Origin of the sequence: Ralstonia pickettii, assembly GCF_016466415.2 — a bacterium.
Taxonomy (GTDB): Bacteria; Pseudomonadota; Gammaproteobacteria; order Burkholderiales; family Burkholderiaceae; genus Ralstonia; species Ralstonia pickettii.
The window spans coordinates 2734061-2754413 of record NZ_CP066771.1; the positions used below are offsets into that span (position 1 = coordinate 2734061).

Annotated in this window: 12 protein-coding genes, 2 tRNA genes and 3 rRNA genes; 9 read left to right on the plus strand and 8 right to left on the minus strand. The window is 62.3% G+C overall.

Annotated elements, in window-relative coordinates; translation table 11 throughout:
- Window positions 1–4 precede the first annotated feature (4 nt).
- The 4 genes from ptsP (at window position 5) to RP6297_RS12915 (ending at window position 6583) form a co-directional block, all read left to right on the plus strand.
- Window positions 5–2554: a phosphoenolpyruvate--protein phosphotransferase gene (ptsP, locus tag RP6297_RS12900; protein WP_009241624.1), complete on the plus strand. Its 2550-nt coding sequence runs from the start codon at window positions 5–7 to the stop codon at window positions 2552–2554.
- Window positions 2551–3507 (plus strand): 1-phosphofructokinase, encoded by a 957-nt coding sequence (gene pfkB / locus RP6297_RS12905; protein ID WP_009241625.1) that lies wholly within the window; start codon window positions 2551–2553, stop codon window positions 3505–3507. The genes ptsP and pfkB overlap by 4 nt, the downstream gene beginning before the upstream one ends.
- Window positions 3508–3562: 55 nt before the next feature.
- Window positions 3563–5278 (plus strand): PTS fructose transporter subunit IIC, encoded by a 1716-nt coding sequence (locus RP6297_RS12910; RefSeq protein WP_009241626.1) that lies wholly within the window; start codon window positions 3563–3565, stop codon window positions 5276–5278.
- Window positions 5279–5425: 147 nt separating this feature from the next.
- A complete protein-coding gene (locus RP6297_RS12915; RefSeq protein WP_009241627.1) occupies window positions 5426–6583 on the plus strand; it encodes an ABC transporter substrate-binding protein in 1158 nt (385 codons plus the stop codon).
- Between the two features lie 52 nt (window positions 6584–6635).
- Here RP6297_RS12915 and argE read toward each other — a convergent pair whose 3' ends face one another.
- Entirely contained in the window at window positions 6636–7838 is a 1203-nt protein-coding gene (argE, locus tag RP6297_RS12920) for an acetylornithine deacetylase (RefSeq protein WP_009241628.1), read from the minus strand.
- Between the two features lie 266 nt (window positions 7839–8104).
- Here argE and RP6297_RS12925 point away from each other — a divergent pair, with 266 nt between their 5' ends.
- Complete coding sequence (locus tag RP6297_RS12925; protein WP_009241629.1) at window positions 8105–9295, plus strand: M20 aminoacylase family protein; 1191 nt, start codon at window positions 8105–8107, stop codon at window positions 9293–9295.
- 180 nt (window positions 9296–9475) lie between these two features.
- On the opposite strand, the gene rrf is transcribed toward RP6297_RS12925, so the two are convergent.
- The 6 genes from rrf to RP6297_RS12955 form a co-directional block, all read right to left on the minus strand.
- Window positions 9476–9588 (minus strand): 5S ribosomal RNA (gene rrf / locus RP6297_RS12930).
- A 117-nt stretch (window positions 9589–9705) separates the two neighbouring features.
- Window positions 9706–12584, minus strand: a 23S ribosomal RNA gene (locus RP6297_RS12935).
- A gap of 266 nt (window positions 12585–12850) precedes the next feature.
- Window positions 12851–12926: transfer RNA gene (locus RP6297_RS12940), tRNA-Ala, on the minus strand.
- A gap of 36 nt (window positions 12927–12962) precedes the next feature.
- A tRNA-Ile gene (locus tag RP6297_RS12945) sits at window positions 12963–13039 on the minus strand.
- A 60-nt stretch (window positions 13040–13099) separates the two neighbouring features.
- Window positions 13100–14637: ribosomal RNA gene (locus tag RP6297_RS12950) — 16S ribosomal RNA — on the minus strand.
- Together the 16S, 23S and 5S rRNA genes with 2 tRNA genes alongside form the textbook arrangement of a ribosomal RNA operon.
- Before the next feature lie 611 nt (window positions 14638–15248).
- Window positions 15249–16025 (minus strand): enoyl-CoA hydratase, encoded by a 777-nt coding sequence (locus RP6297_RS12955; protein ID WP_009242011.1) that lies wholly within the window; start codon window positions 16023–16025, stop codon window positions 15249–15251.
- Between the two features lie 83 nt (window positions 16026–16108).
- Here RP6297_RS12955 and paaG point away from each other — a divergent pair, with 83 nt between their 5' ends.
- The 3 genes from paaG (at window position 16109) to paaK (ending at window position 18876) form a co-directional block, all read left to right on the plus strand.
- Window positions 16109–16897: a 2-(1,2-epoxy-1,2-dihydrophenyl)acetyl-CoA isomerase PaaG gene (gene paaG / locus RP6297_RS12960; RefSeq protein WP_009242010.1), complete on the plus strand. Its 789-nt coding sequence runs from the start codon at window positions 16109–16111 to the stop codon at window positions 16895–16897.
- 4 nt (window positions 16898–16901) lie between these two features.
- On the plus strand, window positions 16902–17369 hold the full coding sequence (paaI, locus tag RP6297_RS12965) for a hydroxyphenylacetyl-CoA thioesterase PaaI (RefSeq protein ID WP_037028793.1): 468 nt from the start codon (window positions 16902–16904) through the stop codon (window positions 17367–17369).
- 202 nt (window positions 17370–17571) lie between these two features.
- Entirely contained in the window at window positions 17572–18876 is a 1305-nt protein-coding gene (gene paaK / locus RP6297_RS12970; protein ID WP_009242008.1) for a phenylacetate--CoA ligase PaaK, read from the plus strand.
- A gap of 12 nt (window positions 18877–18888) precedes the next feature.
- On the opposite strand, the gene mltA is transcribed toward paaK, so the two are convergent.
- The gene (gene mltA / locus RP6297_RS12975; protein ID WP_009242007.1) at window positions 18889–20043 is read right to left on the minus strand and encodes a murein transglycosylase A; all 1155 of its coding nucleotides are present in this window, start codon (window positions 20041–20043) and stop codon (window positions 18889–18891) included.
- Window positions 20044–20117: 74 nt separating this feature from the next.
- Between mltA and RP6297_RS12980 the strand changes: the two genes are divergently transcribed.
- Window positions 20118–20351 (plus strand): hypothetical protein, encoded by a 234-nt coding sequence (locus tag RP6297_RS12980; RefSeq protein ID WP_009242006.1) that lies wholly within the window; start codon window positions 20118–20120, stop codon window positions 20349–20351.
- The last annotated feature ends 2 nt before the right edge of the window (window positions 20352–20353 follow it).

The window sequence follows — 20353 nt, forward strand, 5'->3', positions numbered from 1 at the left end:
CCGCATGGCTTCCGCCCTGATCTGCGCCGAACGCATCCGTCTGCAGCAACGCGCCACCGACAAGGAAAGCGCCATCCGCGCTGCCGGCCAGTTGCTGGCCGACGCCGGCTGCATCGATCCCGCCTATATCGACAGCCTCCTGCGCCGCGAAACCGTGGCCAACACGTTTCTCGGCCACGGCGTCGCCATTCCGCACGGCATGGGCGAGGACCGCCACCTGATCCGCCAGACGGGCATTGCGGTGCTGCAGTTTCCTGACGGGCTGGAGTGGCACCCGGGCCAGACGACGCACCTGGTATTTGCCATCGCCGCGCAGTCGGACGAGCACATCACGCTGCTGCGCCGGCTGACACGGCTGCTGAATGACGATGCGCGTCTGCGGCAGCTCTTCACCACGCAGAATGCTGAAGAGCTTGTCGCCGCACTCTCCAGCGACGCACCCGCGCCCGCCGCCGACACTCCTGGCACCGACCTCGCCGAGCAGCGCACCTTGACGCTGGAATACCCGAGTGGCCTGCACGCCCGCCCGGCCGCGCAGTGGGTCGAAACCGCGCGTCGCTTTGCCGCGCGGGTGCAAGTCCGCCATGGCGACGAAACCGCCGATGCCAAGAATCTCGTGGCGTTGCTGCAATTGGGGCTGGCGGCCGGCGCCAAGCTCAGCCTCTCTGCGGAAGGCCCCGACGCCGGGGCCGCGCTCGACGCGCTGCTGCTGACCATCCGAGGTCTGACGGCGCAGGAACGTGCCCAGGCGGCGCGCGACACGCAGGCAGCCCGCACCCGACAGACCGCGCACGGTTGGCAAGCCGACGCGGCGTTGCCCGCCATCGGCGGCATTGCGGCGAGCCCTGGCTTGGCGATCGGCCCCATCCACGTGTTGCAGCACGGTGCGTCGACCGTGCCCGATCACCCCGTCGCACTGACCACCGGTGGCGATCTGCTGGACGCGGCGCTGGCCCGCACGCGCGCCGAACTGGAAGCCCTGGCACGCGACACGGCCGCCCGCCTGGGGGAAGCCGAAGCAGGCATCTTTAAGGCGCAAGCCGAACTGCTGGGCGACACCGATCTCATGACGCTGACATGCCAGGCCATGGTCGAGGGCCACGGCGTGGCGTGGTCCTGGCATCAGGCCGTCGAACGCCTGGCCGAGCGGCTGGGCGCGCTCGGCAATCCGCTCCTGGCGGCACGCGCGGCCGACTTGCGCGACGTGGGACGGCGCGTGCTCGGCCATATCGACCCGTCGCTGCGCAGTGCAGCGCAAACGCTGCCCGAGAGCCCTTGCATCCTCGTGGCGGCGGACCTGTCGCCTTCGGATACGGCGGCGCTCGATACGCGACGCATCATCGGCATCGTCACCGCGCAAGGCGGTCCGACGTCGCACACGGCCATCCTGACGCGCACGCTGGGCATCCCGGCCGTCGTGGCCGCCGGCCCAGCCGTGCTCGATGTGGCGACGGGCACGCAAGCCATCATCGACGGCACCGGCGGCCGTCTGGTGCTGGATCCCGATGACACCAGCATCGCGAGCGCCCGCGCCTGGCTGCGGGAAGACGCCGCACGCACGCAGCGCGAGGAGGCGGAGCGCGGCTTGCCCGCCCGCACGCGTGACGGCCACACGGTGGAGATCGCCGCCAACGTCAACCTGCCCGCACAGGCGGTCGAAGCCCTCTCGCTCGGCGCGGAGGGCGTGGGCCTGATGCGCACCGAATTCCTGTTCCTCGAACGCGATCACGCGCCCGACGAAGACACCCAATACGCGGTCTACGCCGACATGCTCAACGCCCTTGGCGGCCGTCCGCTGATCGTGCGCACGCTGGACATCGGCGGCGACAAGCAGGTCCCGCATCTGAACCTGCCGACGGAAGAGAACCCGTTCCTCGGCGTGCGCGGTGCGCGCCTGCTGCTGCGCCGGCCCGACCTCATGGAGCCGCAACTGCGCGCGCTTTATCGAGCCGCCCGCGATGCCGGCACTAGCGGCGATACCGCGGCGCTGTCGATCATGTTTCCGATGATCACCTCGCTGGAGGAGGTGACCGCCCTTCGCGCCGCCTGCGAACGCATCCGCGCTGAACTCGACGCGCCGACGGTGCCGCTGGGCATCATGGTGGAGGTGCCGGCTGCCGCGCTGCTGGCCGATCGCCTGGCCGAGCACGTCGACTTCTTCTCCATCGGGACGAACGACCTCACGCAATACACACTGGCGATCGATCGCCAGCATCCCGACCTCGCCGCTGAGGCCGACAGCCTGCACCCGAGCGTGCTGCGTCTGATCCAGCAGACGGTGCAAGGCGCCGCGCGCCACGGGCGCTGGGTCGGCGTATGCGGCGGGCTCGCCGGAGACCCGTTCGGAGCATTGCTGCTGACGGGACTTGGCGTGCACGAGTTGTCGATGAGCCCCCGCGATATTGCGCCGGTCAAGGCGCGGCTGCGCGAGGCGCACCTCCGCGCGCTGTCGCAGCTCGCAGAACGCGCGCTGGCCTGCGCTTCCGTCCAGGAAGTGCGCGCCCTGGAAACCTCATTGCCGATGCAAGGCGGTGGCGAGGAGAAGGCCGCATGAGCCGCCCGTCGCCCATCGTCACCGTCACGCTCAACCCGGCCATCGACATGACCGTCGGGCTGGAGCGCCTCGAACGCGGCCGCGTCAACATCGGCAGCAGCGTCGCCCAACAGGCCGGCGGCAAGGGCGTCAACGTCGCCGCCTGCCTCGCCGACTGGCAGGTGCCGGTGATTGCCACGGGGCTCCTCGGCGACGCCAATGCTGAACTGTTCGAGGCGCTGTTTGCGCGCAAGGGCGTGGTCGACAGCTTCTGCCGCGTGCCCGGCACCAATCGCACCAACATCAAGATCAGCGACCAGGCAGACGGGCAGACCACCGACATCAACCTGCCTGGCATTGACGCCACGCCCGCCGACTTCGGCGCGCTGTGCGACCGCATTGACGCGCTTGCCGACATTGCCGGCGCTGCGCTGTGCGGCAGCCTGGCGGGAGGTTTGCCGCCGGATACCTACGTGAGATTGCTGGCGCGGCTGAATCGCCGCGGCGTACCGACCTTGGTCGACACGAGCGGCGCCCCGCTCGCACAGGTCCTGGCCGCGCCTCGCGACGAGCTGCCGACGGCCATCAAGCCCAATCGGCACGAACTGGAACTGTGGGCGGGTACATCGCTGCCGACGCTGGCTGAAACGGTGGACGTGGCACGCGCCGTCCACGCGCGGGGCGTGGCGCAGGTCATCGTGTCGCTCGGCGAGGAAGGCGCGCTGTTCGTCACGGCAGACGGCACGTGGCAGGCGAGCCTGCCGCCCGTGCGCGCCGCCAGCACCGTCGGCGCGGGTGACGCCATGGTGGCCGGCGTGCTGGCCGGTTGGCACGCCGGTGCCGGCACGGAAGAGACCGTGCGCCTTTCGGTGGCCTTTGCCGCGTGCAAGCTGCAGCGCCTGGGGCCTCACCTCCCCGCCCCGGGCGAAGTGCGCGAACGCGCCGCCGCCGTCCAGATGCAGCGCGTGGCCTGAAGCCCCGACCATCACATCGCATCGCCACACGCTCAACGCATTCAAGGAGCCGATCATGGCAAACCTGCTGGCAATTCTCGGTGCGGACGGCCGCACCACCCGCGCGATGCTCGCCGGCGCGGCCCTGCGCCACGCGGCGCGCGAATCCGGCTGCAAGCTCGACGTCGACGTGCGCGGCCCCGACACCGTCTCGGTCGTCGACACGGCAGCGCTGGCCACCGCCGAGGCAGTCGTCTGGGCGGGCCTCGTGCCGGACGCAGCGGCTCGCCACGCCAATCCGCGCACGCTTGAAGTCACGCTCGACGAAGTACTCGCGGACGCTCGTGCCGTACTGGCCCGCATGATCGGCAACGCCCCGCCCGTTCCCAAAGCCGGCGCGCAAGCTCAACGCATCGTCGCCATCACTTCGTGCCCGACCGGCATTGCGCACACCTTCATGGCCGCCGAGGCGCTCACGCAGGCCGCCGGCGCGCTCGGTCACACGATCCACGTGGAAACGCAGGGTTCGGTGGGCGCACAGAACACGCTGTCGGCCGATGCCATCGCAACCGCAGACCTCGTGCTGATCGCCGCCGACACGCAAGTCGACCTGTCACGCTTTGCCGGCAAGCGGGTCTTCCGCGCCGGCACCAAGGCGGCCATCCACGATGGGCAGGCATTGATCCGCCGGGCCTTCGACGAAGCCTCGCTAGAAGGCGCGGGGACGGCGCAATTGGCGGGCACCGCGGCCGCCGCGGCTGAACAGCAGCGCACCGGCCCGTACAAGCACCTGATGACTGGTGTGTCGTTCATGCTGCCCTTCGTGGTGGCGGGGGGCATCCTGATTGCACTGGCGTTCGCCCTCGGCGGCATCTACGTGACGGACGCCTCGGCCAGTCACACGCTTGGCGGCGCGCTGTTCCAGATCGGTGCCAAGTCCGCGTTTGCCTTGATGGTGCCCGTGCTCGCCGGATACATCGCGTATTCGATCGCCAGCCGGCCGGGCATCGCACCCGGGATGGTCGGAGGCATCTTGGCCGCCAGCCTGGGCGCCGGGTTTCTTGGCGGCATCGTGGCCGGCTTTGTCGCTGGCTATGGCACCGAGGCGCTCAACCGTTGGCTGAAGCTGCCGCGCAACCTGGAAGGGCTGAAACCGGTGCTGATCCTGCCCGTGCTCGGGTGCCTTTTGACGGGCTTGGTGATGCTGTATGTGGTGGGCGCGCCGGTTGCTGCGCTGCTTGCATCCCTGACGACCTGGCTGCGCGGCATGCAAGGCGCGAACGCGGTCCCGCTGGGCGCGCTGCTGGGCGGCATGATGGCGTTTGACATGGGCGGCCCCATCAACAAGGCTGCGTATGCATTCAGCACCGGGCTGATCGGCGCGCAGGTCTACACGCCGATGGCGGCCACGATGGCCGCAGGCATGACGCCGCCGTTGGGTATCGCGCTGGCGGCATGGCTCTTCCCGTCGCGATTCACGCGGGACGAACGCCAGGCGGCGCGCGCCACCGCCGTGCTCGGCCTGGCCTTCATTAGCGAGGGGGCGATCCCGTATGCGGCCCGCGACCCGTTCCGCGTGATTCCCGCGCTCGTGGCGGGCTCGGCCTGCGCGGGCGCCCTCTCGATGCTGTTCGGCGTGGAACTGCGCGTGCCGCACGGCGGGGCGTTCGTGCTGCCGATCCCGAATGCGGTGACGCACCTGGGCGGCTATGTTGCAGCGCTGGTTGCCGGCACCGTCGTCACCGCCGTGCTGCTGGCAGTGATGAAGCGGCGGGTGGCGGAAGCCGCCTGAAACGGCCCCGTGTGAAGGAAGCCGTGCACATCACGCGGCTTCTCTGTCTCATAAACGCTCAAAAGCGACGCAACCGGCCCCGATTCTGTTTGCCTCCCCTGCCCGTTTAGCTATGATGCCGAGCAAATCAACTCTCGGGGGAGAGCAATGCAATCTCGTAGAATCACCGCGCTGCTGGCCATGTTCGCAGCGGGCATCGTCGGCATCGCTTCGGGCGGCGCGCACGCCGAGACGGGCGTGACCAACGACGCGATCATCGTCGGCCAATCGGCGCCAATGAGCGGCCCAGCGGCACAGCTTGGTCAGCAGATGAACCGCGGCGCCCAGTTGTACTTCAACGCCGTCAACGCCGCAGGTGGCATCAACGGACGCAAGATCGAATTGAAGGTGCTGGACGATTTCTACGAGCCCGATGCGACTGCCCGCAACACCAAGACGCTCATCGAAGACACCAAGGTCTTCGCCCTGTTTGGCTATGTCGGTACGCCGACCAGCCTGGCGGCGCTGAAGATCGCCAACCCGGCGGGCGTGCCGTTCTTTGCGCCGTACTCCGGCGCCTCGGCGCTGCGCGAGCCCTTCGCGCGCAATGTGTTCCACGTGCGCGCCAGCTACAACGATGAAACCGCCGCCATCGTCCAGCAGATCCACACCACGGGCCTCAAGCGCATTGCCGTCATCTATAACGACGACGCCTACGGCAAAGCGGGTCTTGACGGTGTGCAACGCGCGCTCAAGCTGCCGGCAAACAAGGGGGTGTCGCTCGTCGCGCAGGCCAGCGTCGTCCGCAACACCACCGACGTGAAGAGCGCGATCACCACAGTGCTCGAGCAGAAGCCGGATGTCGTCGTCGTCATCAGCGCATACCAGACCGTGGCAGCCCTCGTGAAGGGCGCACAAGAACAGGGGTATGCGGGCCAGTTCTACAACGTGTCGTTTGTCGGCACCAAGGCGCTCGCCAACGCACTCGGCAAGGCCGGCGGCGGCGTGATCATCTCTCAGGTGATGCCGTATCCGTATAGCGGCGCGTCACCCGTGGTTCGCGATTACCAGAAGCTGCTCAAATCCGATGGCATTACCGATTTCGACTACGGGAGCATCGAAGGCTACGTCGCTGCGCGCGTCTTTGTTGAAGGCCTCAAGCGTGCGGGCCGCGACCTGACCCGCGAGAAGTTCGTCGGGGCGCTGGAGACGATGGGCAACTACGACGTGGGTGGCTTCAACGTGAACTTCTCGCCCTCCAACCACGTCGGCTCCAAGTTCGTTGAGATGACGATCATCAACTCTAACGGGCAAGTGATCCGCTGAACGCGCATCCCTAAAAAAAAGAAACCGGGCCAGGTGCCCGGTTTTTTTGCGTTCAAGCCGGCTGCAACCGTGGCTGCCGTTGCGCGAGCCCCCGCATGAACGCTTCGCACTGCGCGATCTGCGCAAGTTCGATGTACTCGTTAGGCTTGTGCGCCTGCTCGATATTGCCCGGACCGCACACCACAGTCGGAATGCCCGCGCGCGAGAACAGTCCCGCTTCCGTCCCGTAGTCGACCTTGCCAACCGCACTCCGGCTATCGGCCAGCGCTTGCGCCAACGCCACCAGCTCGTGCGAGGGCGCAATCGACAGGCCCGGCGTGTTGGCCTTCATGGCGAAGCTGATGTCAGCGTCGGCAGAAATTTCACGCATCTGCGGCAGCAGCGTCTGCTGCGCATAGCGCTCTACCTCGCCGAAAATCCAATCCGGATCGGTGCCCGGCAGATAGCGGAGATCGAAGGTGAATTCGCAATCGCGCGGCACCACGTTGGTGGCGATACCGCCTTTGATCGTGCCTGTATTCAGCGTGGTGTGCGGTACGACAAAGGCGGTGTCGCGCGCCTCTTCCGCCGCCAGACGCGCAGCCAGCGAGCGGATATGCGCGATCAGCAGCGCCGCAAACTCGATCGCATTCACGCCCTGCGGCGTCAACGCGGAGTGCGCTTCCCTGCCGCGCACGCAGCATCGGTATTCACGCTTGCCTTTGTGCGCAATGATGGCGCGCATCGACGTGGGTTCGCCGACGATGCAACCGGCGGGCTGAATGCCGCTCGCCTCGAGATCACGCAGCAGGCTGCGCACGCCGACGCAGCCGATCTCTTCGTCATACGACAGCGAAAGATGAAAGCTGGCGTCGCCCTCCGCCGCCATGAACGCGGGCACATTCGCGAGCGCCACGGCAATGAAGCTCTTCATGTCGGCGGTGCCGCGCCCGTACAGGCGGCCGTCACGGATCTGCGCATCAAACGGGTTCGTATCCCACGGCTGCCCATCGACGGGCACCACATCGGTATGCCCAGACAACACCAGCCCCGGCTTGCGGCCTGGCGATAGCGTCGCGAACAGATTTGCCTTACCGCCCGTCGCGTCATAGGTCAGGCGACAGTCCGCGCCCTGCCCGCGCAAGCGATCGCGCACCCACTCGATCAATCCAAGATTCGAATTGCGGCTAACGGTATCGAATGCCACCAGCGTGCGGATCAATTGCAGAGCTTCGTCGGAAGGTTGCGATGCAACAGCGATGGCTTCAGCAGACATGATGGGCTCGGGTCGGTCACGTGGCGCTCGCGGGAGCGCGACAGGCAGCTGACTGGGGCGGCGCGCGGTCAATTGACAAGCTTCCAGTGTAGGCGTTTCGGCCGTTCGGCTTCGCCCGTATATGAGAGCGCACAAGCCACCGCATGACGAATCCATACGAAACTGCATGGACAGCACGAGCAATCGGCTGATGGCGGGTCGGAAATCGCCCTTCGGCGTATCATCGAACGTGACTCAGAATTTTCAGCCAGAACACGAGCACCCTCATGAAGCTGATCCCAGAAATCCAAGCCGCGCAGCCCGAGATCCAGGCGCTGCGCCGCGACATCCACGCGCATCCCGAACTCTGTTTCGAAGAACAGCGCACCTCCGATCTGGTCGCCGCCAAGCTCGCCGAGTGGGGTATCGAAGTGCATCGCGGCCTGGGCAAGACCGGCCTGGTCGGTGTTATCCGCAACGGTGAAGGCAAGAGTATCGGCCTACGCGCCGATATGGATGCTCTGCCGCTTGCGGAGGCTAACCAATTCGAGCATCGCTCCAAGCACGACGGCAAGATGCACGCGTGCGGCCACGACGGTCACACCGCAATGCTGCTCGGCGCTGCACATTACCTGTCCAAGCACCGTAATTTCAGCGGCACGGTAAACCTGATCTTCCAACCCGCCGAAGAAGGCGGCGGCGGCGCACGCGAGATGATCAAGGACGGCCTGTTCGATCGATTCCCGTGCGACGCCGTCTTTGGGCTGCACAACTGGCCGGGGGTGCCGGTCGGCGCCTTCGGTACGCGCGCAGGCGCGTTGATGGCATCGAGCAACGAGTTTCGCATCACGATCAAAGGAAAGGGCGCACACGCCGCGCTGCCGCATAACGGCAACGATCCGGTATTCGTTGGAGCGCAGGTGGTATCGGCGTTGCAAGGCATCATCACGCGCAACAAGCGGCCGATCGACACCGCGGTTCTGTCCGTCACACAGTTTCATGCCGGCGATGCGACCAACATCATTCCGAATGAAGCCTGGATCGGGGGCACGGTACGCACCTTCTCCACCGACGTCCTCGACTTGATCGAGCGCCGCATGGAAGAGGTCTCTAAGGGCATCGCCGCCGCATACCATTGCACGGTCGACTTCGTCTTCCACCGCAACTATCCCCCCACCGTGAACACGGAACCTGAAACGCAGTTCGCGGCAGCGGTGATGCGTGAGCTCGTCGGGGCAGATAACGTTGACGCCAATATCGATCCGACCATGGGCGCCGAAGATTTCTCGTTCATGCTGATCGAGAAGCCAGGCTGCTTCGCCTTCATCGGCAACGGTGACGGCGACCATCGTGAGCAAGGCCACGGTCTGGGCCCATGCATGCTGCACAACCCAAGCTACGACTTCAATGACGAGTTGCTGCCGCTGGGCGCGACATATTGGGTTCGCCTCGTCGAGAAATTCCTGGCACGTAGCTAGTCAGCCCGCTCGCGAATGCGTAAAAGCCTCCTAACGGAGGCTTTTTGTTTTTTAGGGATCGATTGGGGGAAGCAGAGGAGGGGGTTGCCGGGTCTGGCCGGCGGATCGCTGCGTGTTGCAGCAGTGCATAAAAGCAAACACCCCAGCTCAAAGATTGAGCTGGGGTGTTGTATGGGGAGAGCCTGGCGATGACCTACTTTCACACGGGAATCCGCACTATCATCGGCGCGGAGTCGTTTCACGGTCCTGTTCGGGATGGGAAGGGGTGGTACCGACTCGCTATGGTCACCAGGCTATGACTTGTTGCCACGTTGACGGGGTCAACGCGACCAATATGGGAATGTAGATTTGGGGTTGTGAGTGATGTGTATCAGGCACAAGGCGGACCCAGCCGGAAACATACCGGTTATAGGATCAAGCCGCACGGGCAATTAGTACTGGTTAGCTGAACGCATTACTGCGCTTCCACACCCAGCCTATCAACGTCCTGGTCTCGAACGACCCTTCAGGGAGATCAAGTCTCCAGGGAATCCTCATCTTCAGGCAAGTTTCCCGCTTAGATGCTTTCAGCGGTTATCTCTTCCGTACATAGCTACCCTGCGATGCCTCTGGCGAGACAACAGGTACACCAGCGGTACGTCCACTCCGGTCCTCTCGTACTAGGAGCAGCCCCCGTCAAGATTCCAACGCCCACGGCAGATAGGGACCAAACTGTCTCACGACGTTTTAAACCCAGCTCACGTACCTCTTTAAATGGCGAACAGCCATACCCTTGGGACCGGCTACAGCCCCAGGATGAGATGAGCCGACATCGAGGTGCCAAACACCGCCGTCGATATGAACTCTTGGGCGGTATCAGCCTGTTATCCCCAGAGTACCTTTTATCCGTTGAGCGATGGCCCTTCCATACAGAACCACCGGATCACTATGTCCTGCTTTCGCACCTGCTCGACTTGTCGGTCTCGCAGTTAAGCACGCTTTTGCCATTGCACTTTAGGTACGATGTCCGACCGTACCAAGCGTACCTTCGAACTCCTCCGTTACACTTTGGGAGGAGACCGCCCCAGTCAAACTGCCTACCATGCACTGTCCCCGACCCGGATTCACGGGCCAAGGTTAGAACCTCAAACAAACCAGGGTGGTATTTCAAGGACGGCTCCACCGAAACTAGCGTCCCGGTTTCAAAGCCTCCCACCTATCCTACACAGATCGGTTCAAAGTCCAATGCAAAGCTACAGTAAAGGTTCATGGGGTCTTTCCGTCTAGCCGCGGGGAGATTGCATCATCACAAACACTTCAACTTCGCTGAGTCTCGGGAGGAGACAGTGTGGCCATCGTTACGCCATTCGTGCAGGTCGGAACTTACCCGACAAGGAATTTCGCTACCTTAGGACCGTTATAGTTACGGCCGCCGTTTACCGGGACTTCAATCAAGAGCTTGCACCCCATCATTTAATCTTCCGGCACCGGGCAGGCGTCACACCCTATACGTCCACTTTCGTGTTTGCAGAGTGCTGTGTTTTTATTAAACAGTCGCAGCCACCATTTTATTGCAACCCCTTCGTCCTTCTGGCGCGAGCCAGTCAAACTACAAGGGCGTACCTTATCCCGAAGTTACGGTACCAATTTGCCGAGTTCCTTCTCCCGAGTTCTCTCAAGCGCCTTAGAATACTCATCTCGCCCACCTGTGTCGGTTTGCGGTACGGTCTCGTATGACTGAAGCTTAGAGGCTTTTCTTGGAACCACTTCCAATTGCTTCGCGACCTAAAGTCGCTCGCCCCACACCCTTGAATCACGCACCCGGATTTGCCTAAGTGCCATCTCCAATGCAGGGACCGGGACATCCAACACCCGGACAACCTTCCGCGATCCGTCCCCCCATCGCATCATACGACGGTGCAGGAATATTAACCTGCTTCCCATCAGCTACGCATCTCTGCCTCGCCTTAGGGGCCGACTCACCCTACGCCGATGAACGTTGCGTAGGAAACCTTGGGCTTACGGCGAGGGGGCCTTTCACCCCCTTTATCGCTACTCATGTCAGCATTCGCACTTCTGATACCTCCAGCATCCTTTACAAGACACCTTCACAGGCTTACAGAACGCTCTCCTACCATGCACTTACGTGCATCCGCAGCTTCGGTATATTGCTTAGCCCCGTTACATCTTCCGCGCAGGACGACTCGATCAGTGAGCTATTACGCTTTCTTTAAAGGGTGGCTGCTTCTAAGCCAACCTCCTGACTGTTTTAGCCTTCCCACTTCGTTTCCCACTTAGCAATATTTAGGGACCTTAGCTGGCGGTCTGGGTTGTTTCCCTCTTGACACCGGACGTTAGCACCCGATGTCTGTCTCCCGTGATTGCACTCTTCGGTATTCGGAGTTTGCTATGGCGGGGTAATCAGCAATAGACCCCCCAACCATGACAGTGCTCTACCCCCGAAGGTGAGACACGAGGCACTACCTAAATAGTTTTCGGAGAGAACCAGCTATTTCCAAGTTTGTTTAGCCTTTCACCCCTATCCACAGCTCATCCCCTAACTTTTCAACGTTAGTGGGTTCGGTCCTCCAGTACGTGTTACCGCACCTTCAACCTGGCCATGGATAGATCACTTGGTTTCGGGTCTACACCCAGCGACTGAACGCCCTATTCGGACTCGCTTTCGCTACGCCTTCCCTAATCGGTTAAGCTTGCCACTGAATGTAAGTCGCTGACCCATTATACAAAAGGTACGCCGTCACCCGTTTCCAGGCTCCGACTGTTTGTATGCATGCGGTTTCAGGATCTATTTCACTCCCCTCCCGGGGTTCTTTTCGCCTTTCCCTCACGGTACTGGTTCACTATCGGTCGATTACGAGTATTTAGCCTTGGAGGATGGTCCCCCCATCTTCAGACAGGATTTCACGTGTCCCGCCCTACTTGTCGTACACCTAGTTCCACAATACTGTTTTCGCATACGGGGCTATCACCCACTATGGCCGGACTTTCCATTCCGCTTTGCTAACAATACTGCTAAAGAGTACAAGGCTGATCCCATTTCGCTCGCCACTACTTTGGGAATCTCGGTTGATTTCTGTTCCTGCAGCTACTTAGATGTTTCAGTTCACTGCGTTCGCTTCCCTTGCCTATGTATTCAGCAAGGGATGACCCATTCGGGCCGGGTTTCCCCATTCGGATATCTGCGGATCAAAGCTCGTTTGCCAGCTCCCCGCAGCTTTTCGCAGGCTACTACGTCCTTCATCGCCTGTAATCGCCAAGGCATCCACCACATGCACTTATTCGCTTGACCCTATAACGAGTATGTCTCGCTATAGGCTGAGTTCTCGCGTTGTGCCGTATTCCAAGACAATCTCATCGATTGCTCTGGTAATACTGGTTGATACAATCACAACCCAGTGTCGCGTTTTATATGTGCGCCTCATCAACGCACCGCGACACCTTTACTACATTCCATATTGTTAAAGAACAGCCGAACTTTTACGCTCGTCTTGGCTAGGCCAAACGCAAACACCATCGACACCGCGTCGATGCTTGCGTTTGGTAACCAAAAGGTAATGGTGGAGGATGACGGGATCGAACCGACGACCCCCTGCTTGCAAAGCAGGTGCTCTCCCAGCTGAGCTAATCCCCCAGTCACGGCAGAGAACATCTTCCACCGTCCGTAACTTGGTGGGTCTGGTAGGACTTGAACCTACGACCCCCGCCTTATCAAGACGGTGCTCTAACCACCTGAGCTACAGACCCTTGGCTGTAACATCAAACAAACCGATAAGTGTGGACGCCTAACGTCGGATGCACGCTCTTAAAGGAGGTGATCCAGCCGCACCTTCCGATACGGCTACCTTGTTACGACTTCACCCCAGTCATGAACCCTACCGTGGTAATCGCCCTCCTTGCGGTTAGGCTAACTACTTCTGGTAAAGCCCACTCCCATGGTGTGACGGGCGGTGTGTACAAGACCCGGGAACGTATTCACCGCGGCATGCTGATCCGCGATTACTAGCGATTCCAGCTTCACGTAGTCGAGTTGCAGACTACGATCCGGACTACGATGCATTTTCTGGGATTAGCTCCACCTCGCGGCTTGGCAACCCTCTGTATGCACCATTGTATGACGTGTGAAGCCCTACCCATAAGGGCCATGAGGACTTGACGTCATCCCCACCTTCCTCCGGTTTGTCACCGGCAGTCTCTCTAGAGTGCCCTTTCGTAGCAACTAGAGACAAGGGTTGCGCTCGTTGCGGGACTTAACCCAACATCTCACGACACGAGCTGACGACAGCCATGCAGCACCTGTGTCCACTTTCTCTTTCGAGCACCTAATGCATCTCTGCTTCGTTAGTGGCATGTCAAGGGTAGGTAAGGTTTTTCGCGTTGCATCGAATTAATCCACATCATCCACCGCTTGTGCGGGTCCCCGTCAATTCCTTTGAGTTTTAATCTTGCGACCGTACTCCCCAGGCGGTCAACTTCACGCGTTAGCTACGTTACTAAGGAAATGAATCCCCAACAACTAGTTGACATCGTTTAGGGCGTGGACTACCAGGGTATCTAATCCTGTTTGCTCCCCACGCTTTCGTGCATGAGCGTCAGTGTTATCCCAGGGGGCTGCCTTCGCCATCGGTATTCCTCCACATCTCTACGCATTTCACTGCTACACGTGGAATTCTACCCCCCTCTGACACACTCTAGCCGTGCAGTCACCAATGCAATTCCCAAGTTAAGCTCGGGGATTTCACATCGGTCTTGCACAACCGCCTGCGCACGCTTTACGCCCAGTAATTCCGATTAACGCTTGGACCCTACGTATTACCGCGGCTGCTGGCACGTAGTTAGCCGGTCCTTATTCTTCCGGTACCGTCATCGACCCCAGGTATTAACCAGAGCCATTTCTTTCCGGACAAAAGTGCTTTACAACCCGAAGGCCTTCTTCACACACGCGGCATTGCTGGATCAGGCTTTCGCCCATTGTCCAAAATTCCCCACTGCTGCCTCCCGTAGGAGTCTGGGCCGTGTCTCAGTCCCAGTGTGGCTGATCGTCCTCTCAGACCAGCTACTGATCGTCGCCTTGGTGAGCCTTTACCTCACCAACTAGCTAATCAGACATCGGCCGCTCCTATAGCATGAGGCCTTGCGGTCCCCCACTTTCACCCTCAGGTCGTATGCGGTATTAGCTAATCTTTCGACTAGTTATCCCCCACTACAGGGCACGTTCCGATGTATTACTCACCCGTTCGCCACTCGCCATCAATCTAGCAAGCTAGATCATGCTGCCGTTCGACTTGCATGTGTAAGGCATGCCGCCAGCGTTCAATCTGAGCCAGGATCAAACTCTTCAGTTCAATCTGCTGTTTTCGCTCTTTACGAGCGGTCGCTCACTCTCAGAATCTGACTTGAACTTTCGTTCAAACCTTACTTCTGTGCGAGCACTTCATTACTTGTTAGCTAGCGGATCGAAATCCGCCGCACCCAGTATTAAGCGCCCACACTTATCGGCTGTTTGCTTGTTAAAGAACTTCGCGATTAACTTTGTTCACCGCGTCGCTGCATTGTCTGCAGCAGAGAAACGAGATTATGCAGAGCTTTTTTGTCGCTGTCAACAACTCGTCGAAGAATTTTTATCCACCAACGCGCCGCCAACCACCACCGAATCCCCAGCCAACCGTCAACCACCCAATCGACCGCAAACCCGCTCTACACCTGCTTCTCCACCACTCAACACCACCACCGTCACCTGCGTTTCGGCGCTGTGTTTTGCAGCGAGGGGCGAACTATAGGCGGGTTCTTGGAGGTTGGCAACACCTTTGTCGTGACGGGTTGATGACGACTTCATGAAGAATAGCCGCCAACCCAGGCTGCACCTGGGATTGCGGCCGCCGAACACCTGGCAAGCGCGCGCGGGATACCCGAGACCATTACTCAGGTATTCCCGAAGTCACCCGCTATGCCGCCCTTATTGGTGCTTGAACGCGGGCGCACGCTTCTCGATGAAGGCGCGCATGCCCTCTTTCTGATCTTCGGTGGCAAACGTGGAATGGAACAGGCGGCGCTCCAGATGGACGCCTTCGCTGAGCGAGGTCTCGTAGGCCGCGTTGATCGACTCTTTGATCATCATGACCGTGGGCAGCGAGAAGCCGGCAATGGTTTCTGCCGCCTGGATCGCTTCGTCGAGCAGCTTGTCGGCGGGGATGACGCGCGAGACCAGGCCCGCGCGCTCGGCTTCCTCGGCGCCCATCATGCGGGCCGTCAAGCAGAGGTCCATGGCCTTGGCTTTGGAGACTGCGCGCGGCAGGCGCTGCGTGCCGCCTGCGCCGGGCATGGTGCCGAGCTTGATTTCCGGCTGGCCGAACTTGGCGGTATCGGCGGCAAGGATGATGTCGCACATCATGGCCAGTTCGCAGCCGCCGCCGAGCGCGTAGCCGGCCACCGCGGCGATCACCGGCTTGCGGATGCGGCGAATGGTTTCCCAGTTGCGCGTGATGTATTCGTTCTTATAGACGGTGGCGAAGTCGTAGTCGGCCATGGCGCCGATATCTGCGCCCGCGGCAAACGCCTTTTCACTGCCGGTGATGACGATCGCCCCGATATTGGCATCGGCATCGAAGGCAAGCAGCGCGGCGCCAAGTTCGTCCATGAGCGCATCGTTGAGGGCATTGAGCGCCTTCGGACGATTGAGCGTAATAAGACCAACGCGACCGCGCGTTTCGACCAGAATGTTTTCGTAGGACATGGAAGCTCCAGTTGGAATGGATGTAATATTAGCCGACCAACCGGTCGGTTAATCAATGAACCGATGACTGAGGAGGAGACAAGATGACCAGCCCGACCATTCTGCTTGACTGGCATGAACACGTGGCCACCATCACGCTGAACCGGCCCGATCAGCTCAACAGCTTCACGGCCGGCATGCACCGGGAACTGCGCGACGCGCTGGACAAGGTGGAGCGCCAGCGCGCCCGCGCCTTGATCCTGACCGGTGCGGGCCGCGGCTTCTGCGCAGGGCAGGATCTCTCCGAACTCAATGTCACGCCCGGGCAGATGACCGACCTGGGCCAGCTCATCGACGAGCAATTCAACCCACTGGTGCGCCGTCTGCGCGCCATGCCCCTGCCCGTGATCGCCGCTGTGAATGGCGTAGCCGCTGGCGCGGGCGCCAACCTGGCACTGGCGTGCGACATCGTGATGGCGGCCGAGAACGCGTGCTTCCTGCAAGCCTTCGTGAAGATCGGCCTGCTGCCGGATTCGGGCGGGACGTGGTTCCTGCCGCAGCGCATCGGGGTGGCACGGGCGATGGGGCTGGCAATGCTGGGGGAGAAGCTCGACGCCAAGACCGCGCTCGCCTGGGGGCTGATCTGGGGCGTCTATCACGACGCAAAAATTCTGATGACTGAGGTGAACTGCATGGCCGACCACCTGGCCAAGCAGCCGACACGGGCGCTGGCCGCCATCAAGCGCGCCATGCACGCGGCGCCCACACAATCGCTGGACGCCCAGCTTGATCTGGAGCGCGACTTGCAGCGCGAACTCGGCAATTCCCGCGACTATGCAGAGGGGGTCGACGCGTTTCTCAACAAGCGCGTGGCGCATTTCACCGGCGAATAAGGACATCAGCGTGACAGAAACGACCCTCCACGATGCGCAGGCCCTGGCTGAAGCGGCCTGCAAAAGCATGTTCGACGCCGATGCCTGCACCCGCTGGCTCGGCATGCGCGTGGAGGCGGTCGCGCCCGGCTATGCACGGCTGTCCATGGCGGTGCGGCCTGAATTCCTCAACGGGCATCGCACCTGTCATGGCGGGCTCATCTTCACGCTCGCCGACTCGGCTTTTGCGTTTGCCTGCAACAGCCATAACCACAACACGGTGGCGGCTGGTTGCAGCGTCGAATTCCTGCGCCCGGCGCACGGCGGCGACACCCTCACAGCCGAGGCAACCGAGCAGGTGTTATCCGGCCGCCACGGCATCTACGACGTACGCGTGACAAACCAGGCCGGGGAGGTGGTTGCCATGTTTCGCGGCAAGTCTGCACAGATTCGCGGCCAGGTCATTCCGGTCCCTGGCAGCCCAGAACCCTAGTTCGACGTCTTATAAAGCCCTCCACAAAACCGCATCACCATTAGAGGACGCCTCAGAACCTGTTCACGATCCGTAGCGAGCGGCCCGAGGTTGGCCCGAGAAGCGCAACCGTACATGGGTACGGCGAGCATCGCAGGGCCAAGATCGGGACGTGCATAGGACCGTGAGCAGGTTCGCACGACGGCGTCCCGAGGAGACCCGCATGCGCCCCCGCTCGACCGACCTGCCGCTCGATCCGATCGAGACCGCCAGCCGTGACGCCATCCAGGCTCTGCAGCTTGAACGCCTGAAGCGCAGCCTCGCGCATGCGTACGAGAACGTGCCCGCCTACCGGGCCAAGTTCGACGCGGCGGGCGTGCATCCGTCGGACTTGCGATCGCTTGCCGATCTGGCGAGGTTTCCGTTCACGACCAAGACCGATCTGCGCGACAACTATCCGTTCGGCATGTTTGCGGTGCCGCAGGACCGGATCGCACGCATCCACGCGTCGTCGGGCACGACAGGCAAACCCACGGTTGTCGGCTACACGCTGGCCGACATTGATACATGGGCCGGCTTGGTGGCGCGCTCGATCCGGGCGGCGGGCGCCCGGCGCGGCGACAAGGTCCACGTGAGCTATGGCTACGGGCTTTTTACCGGCGGCCTAGGGGCGCATTACGGCGTGGAGCGTGCGGGGCTGACGGCCATCCCGTTCGGCGGCGGACAGACCGAGCGGCAAGTGCAGCTCATCAACGATTTTCAGCCGCAGATCATCATGGTCACGCCCAGCTACATGCTGGCGATCGCCGACGAGTTTGAGCGCCAGGGGATGGACCCGGCAGCGTCAAGCCTGCAGATCGGCATCTTCGGCGCCGAACCATGGACGCCCGAAATGCGCAGCGCCATCGAAGCGCGCATGGGGCTTTCGGCAGTCGATATCTACGGCCTGTCAGAGGTGATGGGGCCCGGCGTCGCCAGCGAATGCGCCGAAACCAAGGACGGCCCGACCATCTGGGAAGACCATTTCTATCCGGAGATCATCGATCCGGAAACCGGCGAGGTGCTGCCCGACGGCGAATTCGGCGAACTGGTCTTCACGTCGCTGACCAAGGAAGCGATGCCCGTGGTGCGCTATCGCACGCGCGATCTGACGCGTCTATTGCCGGGCACCGCCCGCCCGGGCTTCCGGCGCATGGAAAAAATCACCGGGCGCTGCGACGACATGATGATCGTGCGCGGCGTGAACGTGTTCCCATCGCAGATCGAGGAATTGATCCTGAAGCACGCGGCGCTGTCGCCGCACTACCAGTGCGTGCTCGGCAAGGAAGGACCGCTGGACACGCTGACGGTGCGGATCGAGGCGGCGCTGGGCGTGCCGGCTGACGCGGCCCAGTCGGCGAGCAGCCAACTGGCGCACGAAATCAAGTCGTTGATTGGCGTGACCGCCGCGATTGAGACGCTCGCCAGCGGTGGAATCGAGCGGTCAGTCGGCAAGGCGCGCCGTGTGGTGGACTTGCGGCGCGGTTAGTCCGTGTCCGTCCTAGCGGGTGGCGACGCCGACGCTGCCGCCCTTCGGAACGAGCACCCACAGGCGCCCCGCCTGCTTCATGCGCCCGGCCAGGTCGCCGGCAGCATCGCCATGGCCAAAGTAATAGTCGGCTCGCACGGCACCGCGAATGGCCGATCCCACGTCCTGCGCAAACACGAGCTTCTGGATCGGATCGGTCGACAGCGGCTTGGTCGTCGACAGGAATACCGGCGAGCCCAGCGGAATGTAGGTCGGGTCGACGGCGATCGAGCGCTCGTCGGTGAGCGGCACGCCCAGCTTGCCGATCGGGCCGCCCGTGTTGCCCGGCGTTTCGGCAAAGAACACGTAGCGCGGATTGATGTTGAGCATCTCTTCCACACGACTTGGATTGGCGCGCGCCCAGGCCTTGATGCCCTGCATGGTCGCCTGTACGGGTGTGATCTCACCCATGTCGAGCAGCCAGCGCGCAAATGAGCGGAACGGCTGGTTGTTCGTACCACCCACGCCCAGGCGCATGATGCCGCCCTCTTCCAACTGGACCTGGCCCGAACCCTGGATCTGTAGGAACGCCGCTTCGACCGGATCGTCCACCCAGACAATTTCTTGCCCCTGAAGCGCCGGACTGCGGATCAATTGCGCGCGCGCCGGCAGCGTCTTGCCGCGCCATGCAGGGGGCATGCGGTACAGCGGCGTCTGATAGACCCCGTGGCGGGTGCGCGAGCCGCGCAGCAGCGGTTCGTAGTAACCGGTGATGAGGCCGCTGTCGGTGCCGTCCTCCTTCACCACGCGATACGGCGTGAAGTTGTCTTCAAAGAAGACTCGCATGGCGATCGGGTCGCCGGCATCGACCATCAGGCCAGCGGCGCACACGCGCGACCAATCGGCGCGGCGCTTCATCGCCTGGCAGTTGGATTGGAGCGCGGGCCAGGCAGAGGCGAGGTCATCGGCGGTCCACCCGGACACATCGGCCCAGGTGGCGGGGGCCAGATGCCCGCCGAGCGTGCCGGTGGGCGCTTGCGGCGTTTCGACGCGCGGCGGAGGCCCGCTCGTGCAGGCTGCCAGCATTGCGGCGACCAGGGCTGCGGCAAAGGAACCAAACCGGGCAGCCCATCGGCGGCGCAGAGCGTTGCGGGCTGGTGTCAATGCGTCCAAGGTTGCTGCTGTCATGCGTGTTTCATCCTGTCCGGTGCGGCCGCGAGCTTGGCTACAATGCCTCGCACCCGAGCTTCCCGCCGTCGACCATGAGCCAATTCTTTGAAAACCATCCGATGATGCTGTTCGGCCTGGAGGCCGGCGTGGCGCTGTTCCTGCTGATCTTCATCGTGATCTGGACCATGTCGGGCGCCAAGAAGCATCCGCGCCCGCTGCGTGCGCCTCCCGACCACCCGTCGCGCCACGGCGACGCAGCCAAGCCTTCGCAATCGACCGAAGCGCCGCCAAAAGATTCTCAGGCCGCCAATTCCGACGCGCCCTGATT

Excerpts from the sequence above, each read along its gene's own strand:
- RP6297_RS12980 (WP_009242006.1), top strand. The coding sequence starts at position 20,118 with ATGAGCCAATTCTTTGAAAACCATCCGATGATGCTGTTCGGCCTGGAG.
- RP6297_RS12915 (WP_009241627.1), top strand. The coding sequence starts at position 5,426 with ATGCAATCTCGTAGAATCACCGCGCTGCTGGCCATGTTCGCAGCGGGC.
- RP6297_RS12925 (WP_009241629.1), top strand. The coding sequence starts at position 8,105 with ATGAAGCTGATCCCAGAAATCCAAGCCGCGCAGCCCGAGATCCAGGCG.
- ptsP (WP_009241624.1), top strand. The coding sequence starts at position 5 with ATGGCTTCCGCCCTGATCTGCGCCGAACGCATCCGTCTGCAGCAACGC.
- argE (WP_009241628.1), bottom strand. The coding sequence starts at position 7,838 with ATGTCTGCTGAAGCCATCGCTGTTGCATCGCAACCTTCCGACGAAGCT.
- pfkB (WP_009241625.1), top strand. The coding sequence starts at position 2,551 with ATGAGCCGCCCGTCGCCCATCGTCACCGTCACGCTCAACCCGGCCATC.
- paaG (WP_009242010.1), top strand. The coding sequence starts at position 16,109 with ATGACCAGCCCGACCATTCTGCTTGACTGGCATGAACACGTGGCCACC.
- RP6297_RS12910 (WP_009241626.1), top strand. The coding sequence starts at position 3,563 with ATGGCAAACCTGCTGGCAATTCTCGGTGCGGACGGCCGCACCACCCGC.
- mltA (WP_009242007.1), bottom strand. The coding sequence starts at position 20,043 with ATGACAGCAGCAACCTTGGACGCATTGACACCAGCCCGCAACGCTCTG.
- paaK (WP_009242008.1), top strand. The coding sequence starts at position 17,572 with ATGCGCCCCCGCTCGACCGACCTGCCGCTCGATCCGATCGAGACCGCC.
- RP6297_RS12955 (WP_009242011.1), bottom strand. The coding sequence starts at position 16,025 with ATGTCCTACGAAAACATTCTGGTCGAAACGCGCGGTCGCGTTGGTCTT.